Raw genomic sequence first — 13,016 nt, forward strand, 5'->3', positions numbered from 1 at the left:
CCGGCGCTTGAGGGCACCAAAAGATCTCTCATGCCGGTGCCGCCTGCGCCGCCGCCTTGCGGTTCGGTGCGGAGACGCGCACGCGCCGATCCGCCAGCGAGAGCCCGCCGCCCAGCGCCATGATCGCGGCGCCGATCCACAGCCAGGGCGCGAGCAGGTTGTAGTGGATGCGGATCACCGCCTTGCCGCCGCTTTCCTCGCCGATCACGGCGTAGAGGTCGTAGAGCAGGTTGGTGCGGATCGAGACCTCGGTGGTGTTCTGGCGGCCGACCGGGAACCAGCGGCGCGACGGCTCCATCACGTGCAGCACCTCGCCATCGCGCAGCACGGTGATGGTGGCGCGGCGCGCGGTGAAGTTGGCGCCGGGCGTGTCGCGCACGCCATCGAGCCGCCAGGTGTAGCCGGCCATCTCCGTGGTATCGCCGGGCGCCATCGCCACCAGCTTCTCCTGCGCCATCCCCATGCCGGCGATGCCCGCGGCGACGATGCCGATGCCGGCATGGGCGATCGCAGCCCCCCAGGCGGCGCGCGGCAGGGCCTTCGCGCGCGCCCAGGAATTGGCGAGCTTGGTGCGGAACAGTGCCGTCCGATCGGCGATGTCGGTGATCGCGGCGCCCACCACCCAGGCCGCGAAGGCGAAGCCCACCGCCGGCAGCGCGCGGCTTCCGGTCAGCAGCAGCGCGAGGAAGAAGACTGCGAAGGCGATCAGCGCCGCCCACCAGAGCCGCTGCACCACGGGCCAGAGCTGCGCGCGCTTCCAGGGCATCAGCGGCCCGCAGGCCATCGCCAGCAGCAGCGGCACGACGAGGGGAAAGCTTGCCATGTTGAAGAAGGGCGCGCCCACCGAAACCTTCGCGCCGAACAGCGCATCGGCGAACATCGGCCAGAGCGTGCCGACGAACACCACCGCGCTGATCGAGCAGACCAGCAGGTTGTTCAGCACGATCGCGCCCTCGCGCGAGACCGGCGCGAAGATCCCGGTCGGCACCATCGCCTGCGCCCGCCACGCGAACAGCAGGAAGGCGCCGCCCATGTAGAACATCAGCAGGCCGAGGATGAACAGCCCGCGCTCCGGGTCGTTGGCGAAGGAATGCACGGAGTTCAGCACGCCCGAGCGCACCAGGAAGGTGCCGAGCAGGCTCATCCCGAAGGCGATGATCGCCAGCAGCACGGTCCAGGTCTTCAGCGACTCGCGCTTCTCCACCACGATGGCGGAGTGCAGCAGCGCCGTGCCGATCAGCCAGGGCAGCAGCGAGGCGTTCTCGACCGGATCCCAGAACCAGTAGCCGCCCCAGCCGAGCTCATAGTACGCCCACCAGGAGCCGAGCGCGATGCCCGCTGTCAGGAAGCTCCACGCCGCCAGCGACCAGGGTCGCACCCAGCGGCCCCAGGCGGCGTCCACGCGGCCCTCGATCAGTGCCGCGATGGCGAAGGCGAAGGTCACAGCATAGCCGACATAGCCGAGGTAGAGTAGCGGCGGATGCATCGCCAGCCCGATATCCTGCAGGATCGGGTTCAGCCCCTGGCCGTCCGGCGCCGGCGGCCACATCCGCTCGAACGGGTTGGACGTCTTCAGGATGAACAGCAGGAAGCCGACCGAGATCAGCCCGAGCACGCCGAGCACGCGCGCCTTCAGCGTGGAGGGCAGCTCCCGCCCGAAGGCCGCCACCGCCAGGCCGCACAGCGCCAGGATCATCACCCAGAGGATCAGCGATCCCTCGTGGTTTCCCCAGGTGCCGGTGATCTTGTAGAGCATCGGCTTCAGCGAGTGGCTGTTCTGCACGACGTTCAGCACGGTGGTGTCGTTGATCGCGTAGGACCACATCAGGCAGGCGAAGCTCGCCGCGATGGCGAAGGCCTGCCCGACGGCGAGCGGCGAGGCGGTGGCCATCAGCCGCGCATCCCGCTGCTCCGCGCCGAGCAGCGGCAGCGCGGTCTGCGCCAGCGCGAGGATCAGCGCGAGCGCCAGCGCAAAATGGCCGAGTTCGGCGATCATGAGCCGGTGCGTCCCTGCGGAGCCGCGCGTGCGGGATCCAGCGTGTTCCAGGTGGCTGGCGGCGGTGCCGCGCCCTGTTCGGGCTGCCAGTGGCCGGCGCGCTTCAGCGCATCGGCGACCTCGGGCGGCATGTAGGTCTCGTCGTGGCGCGCGAGAACCTCGGAGGCGCGGAACACGCCATCGGGGCCAAGCCGGCCCATGGTGACCACGCCCTGACCTTCGCGGAACAGGTCGGGCAGCACGCCATTGTAGGCCACGCGCACGGTATGTGCGCCGTCGGTGACGCGGAAATGCACCAGCGGCCGCTGGCCCGCGACCGCGGGCTCGCGTTCCACGCTGCCAGCCTCGACCAGGCCGCCGAGGCGGAAGGCGCGATCGGGTCCGGGCTGCTGCGCCACGATGTCCGAGGGCGAGCGGAAGAACACCAGATTGTCCTGGAAGGCCGTGAGCGTCAGGGCCGTAGCGCTGCCGAGCCCGATGCCGCAGAGCACCAGGATCCACATCCGCCGCTTCTTGCGAGTCATCATGCGTCCCGCTCCCCGCGCGGATCGAGTTGCTTCAGCCGCGCCGCTGCCGTGCGGTGACGCAGGAAGGCGCCGAAGGCGAGGCCGCCGAACACCAGGGCGGTGATCGCCCAGGACAGGCTCACATGCAGCCAGTGCGTCGTCATTGCGCTGCGTCAAGCCGCCGCGCACGGGCGGTCTCCAGCGCGCGCACGCGCCGCTCCATCACCGCCGCGCGGGTGCGCGCCAGCACCACCACGGCGAACAGCAGCGAGAAACCGATCGCGCAGGTGAGCAGGGGATAGAGCATGTCCACATGCATCCCGGGGCTGTCGAGGCGGGTCACGCTCGCCGGCTGGTGCAGCGTGTTCCACCAATCCACCGAGAACTTCACGATGGGCACGTTGACGATGCCGACAAGGGCCAGGATGGCCCCGGCCCGAGCGCCGCGCTCGGCGTCGTCGAAGGCGCGCACCAGCGCGGCGTGCCCCAGCCACAGGAAGAACAGCACCAGCACCGAGGTCAGCCGCGCATCCCACACCCACCAGGTGCCCCACATCGGCTTGCCCCAGAGGCTGCCGGTCGCCAGGCAGAGCGCGGTGGCGGCGGCGCCGACCGGAGAAAGCTCCCGCGCCGTCAGGTCGGCCAGCGGGTGCCGCCAGATCAGCGACATGATCGAGAGGATCGCGAGGCCCGTGTAGCCGCCCATCGCCAGCCAGGCCATCGGGACGTGGACGTACATGATCCGCACCGTCTCGCCCTGCTGCCAGTCCGTCGGCGAGAGCAGCAGCGCCCAGGCGGCGCCGAGGCCGGTCACGCCGATCGCCAAGGCCCAGAGCCAGGGCATCCAGGGATCGGTCATGCGCAGGAAGCGGCCGGGATTGGCAAAGCGATGCAGCGACCGCCCCCCGGCGGGTGCGGCGGGTCGCGGCCCGGTTGGCCGGGTCGGGGCGGGAGTGCTGGCGTCCACGCCCCTAACCTAGGCCCGGTTCGCATCGGATTGAAGCCGGAGCCCGCACGGGTTACGTGCCTGTTGCGCAATCGCACGCGCCGATCGCGCAACGGGGAGACTTCGAACGAATGTTGTTCGCCATCACCTGCACGGACAAGCCCGGTGCGCTGGAGCTGCGCATGGCCACCCGGCCCGCCCATCTGGAGCACCTGAAGGCGCATGAGGCGGCGCTGGTGCTGGTCGGCCCGCTGCTCGACCCGGCCGGGCAGCCCTGCGGCAGCCTGTTGGTGGTGGAGGCCGCCGACCGCGCCGCTGCCGAGGCGCTGGCCGCCGGCGACCCCTATGCCAAGGCCGGCCTGTTCGAGAGCGTGGTGGTCCGGCCCTTCCGGACCGTGTTCAAGGACGGCAAGCAGGCCTGAGCATGCCTTCGCGCCGCTCCTACTGGCTGGTGAAGTCCGAGCCGGACGCCTTCTCCTGGGAGCAGCAGGTGGCCAACGGCGTCGAGCCCTGGACCGGCGTTCGCAACCACATGGCCAAGGCGAACCTGAAGGCCATGAAGTGCGGCGACCTGGCCTTCTTCTACCACTCCAACATCGGCAAGGAGATCGTCGGCGTCGTCGAGGTGGCCCGCGAGGCCTATCCGGACCCCACCATCGGCCCGGACGACCCGAAGGGGGAGTGGGTCTGCGTGGACATGAAGGCGGTCGGCCCGCTGCCGAAGCCGGTGACGCTCGCCGCCATCAAGGCGGAGCCGGCGCTGGCCGAACTCGCCCTGGTGCGGCAGTCCCGGCTTTCGGTGATGCCGATCAGCCCGGAGCATTGGAAGCTGCTTTGCCAGATGGGTGGCCGCAAGCCGTGAGCGAGGTGGCGGCGAACGAGCGCGTGCTCTGCCTGCTGTCGGACCTGCCGGACGGCGAGAGCCGCGGATTCCCGCCGGCGCCGGGCGGCTTCACCGGCCTGTTCGCGATCCGCCGCGGCCAGCGCGTGGTGGTCTATGTCAATTCCTGCCCGCATATCGGCCTGCCGCTCGACCCGGCGCCGGACCGGTTCCTCGACGCAAAGAAGACCGCGATCGTCTGCTCCGCCCATGGCGCGCGGTTCCGGATCGAGGATGGGGAATGCATCTCCGGCCCCTGCTACGGCGAAAGCCTGGAGGCGGTGCCGGTGCGGGTGGACGCGGCCGGCCGGGTGATCGTGCCGGCGGATGCGGGGCTGTAGCGGGGACTCGCCGGCCTGGGCCTGGAGCCACATGGACAGGCTCACGAAGTCGTGTATCGTATACGGAAGGCCCGCGATCCGCGGTGCGCCTCCTGCGAGATGGGTCGCATTGTGAAGAAGTTCCTGCCGACGTTCACTGACGAGAGCCTCGCCCTGGCCATCTCGATCGCCTGGCTGCTGGCCATGCAGGTCCTTGCCATGCTGGCCTGGGACGCGGAATTGCTGAGCCGCCAGGAGGCGCTGATGCACTGGCTGGTGGTCGGCGTGCTGCCGCCGGCGCTGGCGCTCTGGAGCACGCCGCCCGCGCCGGAAAGCTGACGCCTCGCGGGTCCGGTCGGGCCGATCCGGGCACACAACGCCGTGAGGGGTCGCCCAGACGGCCCGGATGGCGCTATGTCGTTCCCGCCATGGATGCCTCCCCGATCGCCCTCGACCGGGCAGCGCTCTTCCTCGACTTCGACGGCACCCTCGTCGAGATCGCCCCGCGCCCGGACGCCGTGGTGGTCCCGGAGGGGTTGCCCGCGCTGCTGCAACGGCTGGCGGAGCGGATGGAAGGTGCGCTTGCCATCGTCTCCGGCCGCCCCCTCTCGCAGCTCGATGCCTTCCTGCCGGTGCCGCTCGCCATGGCGGGCGACCACGGTGCCAGCCTGCGCCCGACGCCCGGCGCGGCGGTGGAATCGCCCCCGCTGCCGGCTCCGCCCATCGCCTGGCGCGAGGAAGCCGAGCGATTCGCGGCCGGCTTTCCCGGCGCGCTGGTCGAGCCCAAGGGCCACGGCTTCGTGCTGCATTTCCGCCAGGCGCCGGAAGCCGGCCCACCCGGCCGCGCGCTGCTCGAGCAGCTGATCGCCGGCAGCGACGCCTTCCTGTTGATGCCCGCCCACATGGCCTGGGAGGTGAAGCCGGCGGCCATCTCCAAGGCGACGGCGGTCGAGGGGCTGATGGCCCGCCCGCCCTTCGCCGGCCGCACGCCGGTCTATGTCGGCGACGACGTGACCGACGAGGCGGGCATGGATGCGGCCCGCGCGGCGGGCGGCGTCGGTCTCCGGCTGCAGGACGCCTTCGGCACGCCGGCGGGGCTGCGCGCCTGGCTGGCCCGGCTGGAGTCCGCCGCGGTGTCACGCGCATGAGCCGGCTCGTCATCGTCGCCAACCGCGTGCCGGACCCGCGCGAGCGCGGCGCCAGCGCCGGCGGGCTCGCGGTCGCCCTGAAGGATGCCCTGGCGCGGCGCGACTCGCTCTGGTTCGGCTGGTCCGGCGGCACCGCGCCGGAAACCGGCACCGAGCCGCGCCTGCTTCGCAAGGGGCGCACCACCTACGCCACGCTCGACCTCGGCGAGGAGGATTACCGCCACTACTACCAGGGCTTCTCCAACGCCGCGCTGTGGCCGGTGCTGCACTACCGCCTCGGCATCGCCCGCTTCTCGCGCGAGGATTGGCTGGGCTACCGCCGCGTCAACGCTGCCTTCGCGGCCTCGCTGGCGCCGATGCTGCGCGACGACGACACCATCTGGGTGCACGACTTCCACCTGTTCCTGATGGCCGCGGAGCTCCGCGCATTGGGCTGCCGGCAGAAGATCGGCTTCTTCCTGCACGTGCCATTCCCGCCCCGCCAGGTCTTCATGGGCCTGCCGAACGCGGAGCCGGTGCTGTTGGCGATGGCGGCACTCGACACCATCGGCGTGCAGACCGCGGACGATGCGGAGAACCTGCGCGGCGCGCTGCAGGCCGTCGGCAAGCCCGAGGCCGCCGAGCGCGTCGGCGTGTTCCCCGTCGGCATCGACAGCGGCGGCTTCGCCAACCTAGCCGCGCGCCGCTTCCGCACCAGGGAGGTGGAGATGCTGCGCGCCTCGCTGGTGAACCGCGCGCTGGCGATCGGCGTGGACCGGCTGGACTACACCAAGGGCCTGCCGCAGCGCATCGCCGGCTTCGGCAAGCTGCTGGAGCGCTTCCCGCAGCACCTCAGCAAGATCACCTTCCTGCAGGTTGCGCCGGTCAGCCGCGGCGATGTCGCCACCTACCGCGCGCTGCGGCGGGAACTGGACGAGGCGGTGGGCCGCATCAACGGCCAGTATGCCGAGCCGGACTGGGCGCCGATCCGCTACATCACGCGCGCCGTCGCCCGCCCGACGCTCGCCGGCTACATGCGGCTGGCACGCATCGGCCTGGTGACGCCGCTGCGCGACGGGATGAATCTGGTGGCGAAGGAATACGTCGCCGCCCAGGACCCCGAGGATCCGGGCGTGCTGGTGCTCTCCCACTTCGCCGGTGCATCGAGCGAGCTGGAGGGGGCGCTGCTGGTCAATCCGCTCGACCCCGACGACATCGCCGAGGCGCTGGACGTTGCGCTGACGATGCCGGCCGACGAGCGGCTGGCGCGCTGGAAGACGATGGACGCGGCGGTGCGCACCACCACGGCTGCCGCCTGGGCGCGGAGCTTCCTCACCGCGCTGGAGGGCGAGGCCGCGGCCGCTTCGCCATCCAAGGCCGAGTCGCGGCGCGCCACTGGCCGCCGCGGCACGTCACGCCGGGCGGCTTAGGCGGTCGCGGCCAGTTCCTCCGGCGTCGCGGCGATCCGGCGCCTGCGCAGCCAGTTCGACACCTGCGGGTCCGCGCTGAGCACGCAGAGCGGGATCGCGAGCACCATGCCGAGCGTGAAGGGCAGCGCGAGCAGCAGCGCCGGCAGAGAGACGGTGGCGAAGGCGAAGGTCAGCGCGAGGCCGATCAGCGTGTGCGGCCAGAGCAGCCGCGCCGCGTCGCCCCAGGCGATGCCGCGGTCGGCGCGGTTCTGCGGCGCCCAGCCGGCGCGGCGGCCGAAGGGAAGCGTGGCCAGGAACAGCGCCTTGTTCAGCGTGGAGAGCGGCTCGAAGAGCTGCATGAAGGCGATCTCCGCCAGCGCACCCTTGGCGAAGGCCGCACGCCCGCCATATCGCGCCGCGACGCGCCGCTGGATCAGGGCCTGCGCGTAGCCCGAGAGCTTCGGCGCGAAGTAGCAGAGCCAATGCGCGAGCACCGCCAGCGTTAGCGCGCCCATCGGCGTCTCCGCGCCACCGCCGCTCGCGCCGTTCAGCGCCGCCAGCAGCAGGATCAGGGCATGGAGCGGCGCGCCGAGGAACAGCAGGATCGCCTGCAGCAGCTGCAGCCGGCCCATCGCGGTGAGATTCGGCAGCCGCAGCAGCTGCCAGTACTGCATGTTGCCCGCGCCCCAGCGCTCGTCGCGGCGCATGAACTCCGGCATGGCCGGCGGATTGGCTTCCAGGCTGCCATCCTCCTCCGGCAGGCAGCGCACGCGCCAGCCGGCGGCCTGCAGGCGCACCGACTCCACCATGTCGTGGCTGAGGATGCGGCTGCCGTCGGACAGCGCTTCCAGTCGCGCATGGCGGCGAAAGGGCTCGCAGCGGATGATGGCGTTGTGGCCCCAGTACGGCCCGGCATCGAGCTGCCACCAGGCCTGCCCGGTCGCCCAGCTGCGCATCCCCGCGCGCATGCCGAACTGGAACAGCCGCGGGAAGGCCGCCGTCGCCGGCCGCCCGACGATCAGCTGCTGCACGATGGCGAGATCCGGCTCCGCCTCCATGATCGAGACCAGGCGCAGCACGGCGCGCGGCGTCATCACGCTGTCGGCGTCGAGGGTGAGGAAGAACGCCGCCTCGCCGGCATGGTGGTCCAGGAAATCCATGATGTTGCCGGCCTTGAAGCCGGTGTTCTGCGCGCGGCGGCGGTACTGCACCCGCGGGTGCTGCCGCGCGAAGGCCGCGACGGCGGCTGCCTCCGCCGCGGCGGCATCCGGATCCTGCGTGTCGGACAGCAGCCACAGTCGGAACCGGTCGCCGGCGCCGGCCGCGGCCAGCCCGTCGAGCAACTGCCCGAGCGGCGGCAGCACCTCCGCCATGTCCTCGTTGCGGATGCACACGGCGAGCGCGGTGAGACGCTGCGGCGCGCCCGGCCTGGCGCGGTGCACCGCCGGCAGCACGGCGGCCGGCGGATCGTAGGAGGCCAGCAGGATCGTCAAGCCCACCAGCGAGTTGCCGGCCGAGAGCGCCGCCCAGGGCGTCACCAGCAGCACGCCGAGCAGGATCAGCGCCTCCGCCGCGTTGATGCCGCCCGGCGCAACGGCGCGCCAGGTGAGCCACAGCAGCATCAGGGCGATTGCCAGCACCAGCGCGCCGAACAGCGCGCGCCGCAGCACGGGGGATTCGTCGGTCACGCCCGCCCCAATCCGACAGGATGATGGCGGGCGTGCGGCGGCGCTGCCCGTCGTCCGGGCGGGTCCGCCCTGCGATCCGCTCTATTGCACGGTGATCCCTGCCTCCCGCACCACGCGGCCCCAGGTCTCGACCTGGCCGGCGAAGAAGGCGGCGAAATCGGCTGGCGAGCTTTCCACCGGCTCGATCGTCAGGGATTCGATTCGCGTCCGCACCTCCGGCCGCGCCATCGCCGCGCGCGCGGCCGCCACCAGCTTCTGCACCGCCTCCTCGGGCGCGCCGTTGCGGGTGAACAGGCCGTGCCAGGAATTGATCGTCAGGTCGGCGCCGAAGCCGGCCTCGGTGATCGCCGGCACGTCGGGGAACAGCGGCAGCCGCGTGTCGCGGAACACGGCCAGCGGCCGGATCGGCGAGCCGGGCGCCATGAAGGCGGGCTGCGGATTCTCGCACATGAAATCCACCTGCCGGCCCATCACCGCCTGCATCGCCGGCGCGCCGCCGCGGAAGGGAACATGCGTTGCCTTCAGCCCGACGCGGCGGGCGAAGAGCTCGGGTGCCAGATGGCTCGCGGTGCCGCTGCCGCCGGAGGCGTAGGTGAGGCCGTCCGGCTTCGCCTTGCCGGCGGCGACGAGCTCCGCCGCGGTCTGCCAGGGGCTGTCCTTGTGAACGATCAGCACGGTCGGCACGCGGGTGAGCTGCAGCACCGGCTTGAGCTCGGAGAGATCGTAGCCGAGCCGGATCAGGCTCGGGTTCACGCCATGCGCGAAGGCGCCCATCAGCACGGTGTGGCCGTCCGGCGGGCTCGAGGCCAGCGCGGCCGCGGCGATGTTGGCGCTGGCGCCGGGGCGGTTCTCTACCACGACGGATTGCCCCAATGCCTCGCCCATCGGGCCGGCGATCAGCCGCGCCACCGTGTCCACCGCGCCGCCCGGCGCGAAGCCAACCAGCAGGCGGATCTGCCGGTCCGGCCAGGCGAGGGCCGGCCTCGCCAGGGCGAGCGCCGCCCCCATGCCAAGCCCTGTGCCGAGCAGCGATCTGCGTGCGATCATGTGGCGCCCTCCTTCTCTGTTTGCGCCACTCTGGCACGCACGCGTCGTTCAGGGCGAGAGTGGAACGCCCGCCAGCGCAAGCGCGTAGGCGCCGAGGGCGAGCGTCGTCCAACCCGCTGCGCCGAGCCAGACCATGCCGGCGCCGGCGCCGAGCAACGCAAGTGCCGGCAGCGCCTGCATCGCGTGGATCCCGAGGAAATGCGCCACCCGCAGGTCGCCGCCGTCGCGCGACCAGAAGAACGGTGCGAGGTTGCCGGCGTCGCTCGCTGCGCCGCCGATGTGCGGCGTGCCGAGAGCGGAGATGCTCACGCCCGTCACGCCGCCGAGCACGCCGCCGATCACCAGGCCAAGCCCGACGGCCAGGCGCCAGGGACGCGGCTGCGCCGGATCCGGCCGCAGCAGGACCAGCAGGCCGAGCAGCGCGGCGAACGCCACCAGGCCCAGCGCGGCCAGACCCATCAGCCCGTACATCACGCTCCCCACCGCGTCGTCGGCAAAGTGGCTGGGCTGGCCGAGCGCCGCGCGGAGCGCGATCCAGCCGACCTCGAAGCCGCCGGTCGCCAGCGTTCCCCAGAGCACCAGCCGCGCCGTCCAAGCCTCTCTGACCTGCGGCGCGAGGACGCCCCATGCCCAGGCGAGGGTCCACAGCCAGGCGAGGAACGAGGCGGCGAACTTCGCCGGCTTCACCCAGACGGAGACGCCGTTGAGGGTGCGCGGGTCCAACGTCATCGCGGCGAGGCAGGCGAGAAGCACCAGCAGCATGGCCCATCCGGCCCGGGTGAGGAACTTCTGGCGCGCTTCGATCTCGGCAAGGATCGAACGTCGGGGGTGCAGCGCGAGCGCAGTCATGCGCGGATCTCCTTCACGGTGGCGAAGCGGAGCGTGAGGAACAGCAGCAGCCCGATCGGGCCGGCGAGGAAGGTGGGCGGCAGGCAGAGCCGCACCAGCCAGGGGTTCATCCCCTCCGCCGCGCCGCGACGACAGATCCAGGCGCCGATGAAGAGATCGAAGGCGAGGTAATGGATCCAGCCGGCGAGCAGCACGCCCTCCGTGCGGAACAGCGCTGCCACCTCGGCCAGCGAGCCGAAGCCGCCCTCGGCGCCCGGTGCGTGGATCGCCAGCAGCACGGCGTAGAGCGCAGCGAGCAGGGCAGGGATGGCGAGGCCCGCGATGGTCCGGTTCGCCAGCCGCGCCCGCGGCGCCACCAGCAGCGCGAGCCAGCCGACAATGGCAAGCAGGTTGGCGACGGAGAACAGCGTTTCGGCCGGCACGGGCGGCTCCTCGAACTTTCCAGCGGTCAGTTCATGGAGGATCGAACTGCCCATTGTCAAGTTCGACGTGCGGGCCCAGGATCGGCCGATGTCCGTGACCCCGAAGGCCAAGGGCCGCCACCACCACGGCGCGCTGCGCGACGCGCTGCTGGCGGCGGTCGCCGAGATCGTGCTGGAGGCCGGGCCGGAAGCGGTGACCTTGCGCGAATGCGCCCGCCGCGCCGGTGTCTCCCACTCCGCGGCGGCGCCGCATTTCGGCGACAAGCGCGGCCTGCTCACCGCCTTCGCCGCCGAGGGTGGGCGTCGGCTGGCGGCGGCGATGGAGGCGGCACTGGCGGCGCTGCCGGAGGCGGCCGGTGCCGCCGAGCGGCTGGCGGCGACGGGCCGCGGCTACATCGCCTTCGCCCGCGCCAATCCCGCGCATTTCCGGCTGATGTTCCGCGCCGAGTTGATCGACCGTGCGGACCCGGCCTGGCAGGAAGCGGCGGGGCAGCCTTTCATGCTGCTGTCGGAGGCGATGGCCGCGCTGGCGCCTGCGCTGGATGCGCGCGCGCGCCGCGCCAGGCTGGCGCTCGCCTGGGCTGCCGTGCATGGCTTCTGCACCTTGCGGGCAGAGGGCGCGGGCGGCGATCTGTGGAAGCCGGAGGCGCGCGCGGCGGAGGTGGCGGAGGACCTGATCGCGCTGATCGTGGCGGCCTGCGCAGCCCCGGCCAGTCACGGGGCTTCATGACGCAGTCGCGCCCGCGAGCCGGCACCAGCCGGCGCAAGGAAGGAGGCTGCAACCTTGGCCACCTATACCGAGACATCCTACTGCAACCCGACCATAGCGGCGGTGTGGCCCGATCCGGCGCTGGCCGGTCCCGACCGGGAGGGCTTCTACTGGTGCTACGCGACGGATGACGAGCACGAACCTCTGCCGCGGCGCCGGTTCAAGGCGGCGCGCTCACGTGACCTAGTGAGCTGGGAGTTGAACCCGGCAGGAGCGGAATGCGGCGCTTTCCCCCAACCCATCCCGAACTACGGCAGGTATCGCGCCTGCTGGGCTCCCGACGTCAGGCGCATGGGGTCTGCCGCCTGGAATCTCTACGGCTCCCTCAAGTTCGACGACCATCAGGAGACCGGCCCGGACGGTCACGGCATCTTCGTCGCGCGCTCGACGACGCCGATCGGCTTCCGCAATCCCATCATCCTGAAGCGCGGGCCGGGATTCACCGTTATCGACCCGTGCTTCTATCGCTCGACCAGGCTGGGCAGGAACTTCCTCTTCTGGGGCTCCGGCCATGCGCCGATCAAGGGGCAGGAACTGACCGCGGACGGGACCGCCTTCGTCGCAGGGTCGGAGCCGACCGACATCCTCTCGCCCGATCCCGCAGACCCGGACGACCGCCTCTGGGAGGGCGTCCACGTCATCGAACATCCGACCACGCATGATCCCATCGTGCTGGCCTCCAAGGTGGACACCTGGAAGGGGCCGTACCGCACCTATGCCTTCCGGGGAGCGCCGCACCCCCTCGATCCCTTGCGTTCGCGCCCGACCTGCCTGCTCGCCGAGAACGACGTCTGGAACCGCTGCGGCAATGCATTCGTGCTGCCCGATGCCATCGGACAGCTGTGGATCTTCTTCCACGCGGTGCGGGGCGACGCGATCATCCCCGGGACGGAGCATATCGACGCGATGGGCCGCCGCGGCGTGCCGCTGCGGCAGATGTGCATGGAACGGCTGCACTTCGACGCGGCAGGCCTGCCCTATGTCAACGGGGGCTCGCCGAGCTCGACGGAACAGCCCGGCCCGGTCGTGCTGAGAGCGTGATCCGCGGTCGCAGCCC

The 13,016-nt window shown here is 71.6% G+C and carries 16 protein-coding genes; 8 read left to right on the forward strand and 8 right to left on the reverse strand.

From position 1 onward, the window contains the following. Nucleotides 1-28 precede the first annotated feature (28 nt). From ACESM1_RS19545 to ACESM1_RS19560, 4 genes are read right to left on the reverse strand one after another with little or no spacing between them, the layout of a single operon-like run. Nucleotides 29-1,996 carry a heme lyase CcmF/NrfE family subunit gene (locus ACESM1_RS19545; protein ID WP_372622886.1) on the reverse strand — a complete coding sequence of 656 codons (1,968 nt, stop codon included), beginning with the start codon at nt 1,994-1,996 and terminating at the stop codon, nt 29-31. Next, the gene (ccmE, locus tag ACESM1_RS19550; protein ID WP_372622954.1) at nt 1,993-2,520 is read right to left on the reverse strand and encodes a cytochrome c maturation protein CcmE; all 528 of its coding nucleotides are present in this window, start codon (nt 2,518-2,520) and stop codon (nt 1,993-1,995) included. The genes ACESM1_RS19545 and ccmE overlap by 4 nt, the downstream gene beginning before the upstream one ends. Further along, on the reverse strand, nt 2,520-2,666 hold the full coding sequence (locus ACESM1_RS19555) for a heme exporter protein CcmD (RefSeq protein ID WP_372622887.1): 147 nt from the start codon (nt 2,664-2,666) through the stop codon (nt 2,520-2,522). Before ACESM1_RS19555 ends, ccmE begins: the two co-directional genes overlap by 1 nt. Then, the gene (locus ACESM1_RS19560; RefSeq protein WP_372622955.1) at nt 2,663-3,397 is read right to left on the reverse strand and encodes a heme ABC transporter permease; all 735 of its coding nucleotides are present in this window, start codon (nt 3,395-3,397) and stop codon (nt 2,663-2,665) included. Before ACESM1_RS19560 ends, ACESM1_RS19555 begins: the two co-directional genes overlap by 4 nt. A gap of 182 nt (nt 3,398-3,579) precedes the next feature. Here ACESM1_RS19560 and ACESM1_RS19565 point away from each other — a divergent pair, with 182 nt between their 5' ends. From ACESM1_RS19565 to ACESM1_RS19590, 6 genes are all read left to right on the forward strand, one after another. Continuing rightward, nucleotides 3,580-3,870 carry a YciI family protein gene (locus ACESM1_RS19565; RefSeq protein WP_372622888.1) on the forward strand — a complete coding sequence of 97 codons (291 nt, stop codon included), beginning with the start codon at nt 3,580-3,582 and terminating at the stop codon, nt 3,868-3,870. Between the two features lie 2 nt (nt 3,871-3,872). Continuing rightward, nucleotides 3,873-4,310, forward strand: coding sequence for an EVE domain-containing protein (locus ACESM1_RS19570; protein ID WP_372622889.1), 438 nt, complete (start codon nt 3,873-3,875; stop codon nt 4,308-4,310). Next, entirely contained in the window at nt 4,307-4,669 is a 363-nt protein-coding gene (locus ACESM1_RS19575) for a Rieske (2Fe-2S) protein (RefSeq protein ID WP_372622890.1), read from the forward strand. The genes ACESM1_RS19570 and ACESM1_RS19575 overlap by 4 nt, the downstream gene beginning before the upstream one ends. A 99-nt stretch (nt 4,670-4,768) precedes the next feature. After that, complete coding sequence (locus ACESM1_RS19580) at nt 4,769-4,987, forward strand: hypothetical protein (RefSeq protein ID WP_372622891.1); 219 nt, start codon at nt 4,769-4,771, stop codon at nt 4,985-4,987. Nucleotides 4,988-5,076: 89 nt separating this feature from the next. Continuing rightward, nucleotides 5,077-5,796, forward strand: coding sequence for a trehalose-phosphatase (otsB, locus tag ACESM1_RS19585; RefSeq protein ID WP_372622892.1), 720 nt, complete (start codon nt 5,077-5,079; stop codon nt 5,794-5,796). Next, the gene (locus tag ACESM1_RS19590; protein WP_372622893.1) at nt 5,793-7,205 is read left to right on the forward strand and encodes a trehalose-6-phosphate synthase; all 1,413 of its coding nucleotides are present in this window, start codon (nt 5,793-5,795) and stop codon (nt 7,203-7,205) included. Before otsB ends, ACESM1_RS19590 begins: the two co-directional genes overlap by 4 nt. On the opposite strand, the gene mdoH is transcribed toward ACESM1_RS19590, so the two are convergent. The 4 genes from mdoH to ACESM1_RS19610 all read right to left on the reverse strand — a co-directional run bounded on the left by mdoH (nt 7,202) and on the right by ACESM1_RS19610 (nt 11,190). Then, on the reverse strand, nt 7,202-8,872 hold the full coding sequence (gene mdoH / locus ACESM1_RS19595) for a glucans biosynthesis glucosyltransferase MdoH (protein WP_372622894.1): 1,671 nt from the start codon (nt 8,870-8,872) through the stop codon (nt 7,202-7,204). The two genes, ACESM1_RS19590 and mdoH, sit on opposite strands and share 4 nt — an antisense overlap. 81 nt (nt 8,873-8,953) lie before the next feature. Continuing rightward, nucleotides 8,954-9,919, reverse strand: a complete 966-nt coding sequence (locus ACESM1_RS19600; protein ID WP_372622895.1) for a Bug family tripartite tricarboxylate transporter substrate binding protein — start codon at nt 9,917-9,919, stop codon at nt 8,954-8,956. 48 nt (nt 9,920-9,967) lie between these two features. After that, entirely contained in the window at nt 9,968-10,768 is an 801-nt protein-coding gene (locus tag ACESM1_RS19605; RefSeq protein WP_372622896.1) for a hypothetical protein, read from the reverse strand. After that, nucleotides 10,765-11,190, reverse strand: coding sequence for an ABA4-like family protein (locus tag ACESM1_RS19610; RefSeq protein ID WP_372622897.1), 426 nt, complete (start codon nt 11,188-11,190; stop codon nt 10,765-10,767). The genes ACESM1_RS19605 and ACESM1_RS19610 overlap by 4 nt, the downstream gene beginning before the upstream one ends. 88 nt (nt 11,191-11,278) lie before the next feature. Between ACESM1_RS19610 and ACESM1_RS19615 the strand changes: the two genes are divergently transcribed. Both ACESM1_RS19615 and ACESM1_RS19620 read left to right on the forward strand, forming a co-directional pair. After that, on the forward strand, nt 11,279-11,920 hold the full coding sequence (locus ACESM1_RS19615; protein WP_372622898.1) for a TetR/AcrR family transcriptional regulator: 642 nt from the start codon (nt 11,279-11,281) through the stop codon (nt 11,918-11,920). A 54-nt stretch (nt 11,921-11,974) separates the two neighbouring features. After that, nucleotides 11,975-13,000 carry a family 43 glycosylhydrolase gene (locus tag ACESM1_RS19620; RefSeq protein ID WP_372622899.1) on the forward strand — a complete coding sequence of 342 codons (1,026 nt, stop codon included), beginning with the start codon at nt 11,975-11,977 and terminating at the stop codon, nt 12,998-13,000. Nucleotides 13,001-13,016 lie beyond the last annotated feature (16 nt).

The sequence above is a fragment of the Falsiroseomonas sp. genome, from assembly GCF_041690465.1.
GTDB lineage: Bacteria > Pseudomonadota > Alphaproteobacteria > Acetobacterales > Acetobacteraceae > Falsiroseomonas.